We start from the raw sequence: 1,144 nt of genomic DNA on the forward strand, positions 1-1,144 counted from the left end.
AGTTGGCCCGTATGCATGGGCCAGCGAACACGGCTGACGATGCCTCGCCAGTAACCCTTCAGTCGTTTGGCAAACAGGATCAGAGGCGGTATTTCGCTTTCATGCGCAAGGCGCAGCCATTGTTGCCAAGCTGATCGCCAACCCCAGGCAGTGCTCGGCGTCCACAGTGCTTTGAGTTCAGCCTTCATCAAATAGACCGTCATCAACGCTTGGTTGGCCGCCAGCAGATCCTCCAGACGCACCTGTTGCTCCGGCGTTTTCAGGTTCTGCGGATTGCGCAGTAACAGCCATCGCGCTTGCTTGATGACCTTTCGGGCCGGCTTGTCATGACGCAGCCGATTCGCTTCATCGACGCGAACCCGATCAATCACTTCTCGGCCATATTTGGCCACGACATGGAAAAGGTCATAGACCACGCGCGCTTTTGGGCAGTGCTGGCGAACCTCCAGGTCAAAAGCGGTGTTCATGTCCATCGCTACCGCTTCGATTTGAGCGCACCCCTCTGCCCCCAGCTCTTCGAAAAATGGCCTGACCGCCGCCCGGCTGCGGCCTTCGCCGATCCACAGCACGCGTCGTGTATCGGCATCCAGCACGACACTGGCATAGCGATGTCCTTTGAACAACGCGAACTCATCCATCACCAGACGTCGTGGTTGTGCCTTAGGCAGAACACTCAACGCCGCTTGCAAGGCTCGACGCTCCAGCAACCTAACGGTGTCCCAATGCAGGCCGAACATCTGGGCCACGTGAAGGGTTGGAAGGCGTTCGCAGGCTTGAATGACGGCACCGGCCAGGCGGCGCGTCATGCGCGCATAGCGATCCAGCCAACTGACGGCTTCCATGCGTTTGCCACAGTCACGACAGCTAACTCGCCTGAGCAAAACGCTGAGGCGTACGGCCCGGCCAAGGATGGGCAAATCACGAACGACGCGCTCGCAATACTCGTGTGTAGTTGAACAGGGTTTTAGGCAACCGCCACAGGAAGGGAATCGGGTGGCGTGAGGGATCAAATCGATTTGTAGTGCGTCGCCATCAGGCTTGATCGTGACGACAGAAAAGCCCTCCCAAAAAGGAAGGAAAGTATTAATATCACGCATAAGAACGCCGGTTTGTTAGATGTGTTTGCTCGCACGAACATCATCAA

1 protein-coding gene is annotated in these 1,144 nt (G+C 57.0%); it reads right to left on the bottom strand.

Annotated elements, in window-relative coordinates:
• Positions 1-1,097 (bottom strand): ISL3 family transposase (locus ACTD9P_RS29600; RefSeq protein WP_438870417.1); only part of this gene is annotated, 1,097 nt, incomplete at its 3' end.
• Positions 1,098-1,144: the final 47 nt, after the last annotated feature.

It is taken from the genome of Pseudomonas onubensis (assembly GCF_965653655.1).
Taxonomy (GTDB): domain Bacteria; phylum Pseudomonadota; class Gammaproteobacteria; order Pseudomonadales; family Pseudomonadaceae; genus Aquipseudomonas.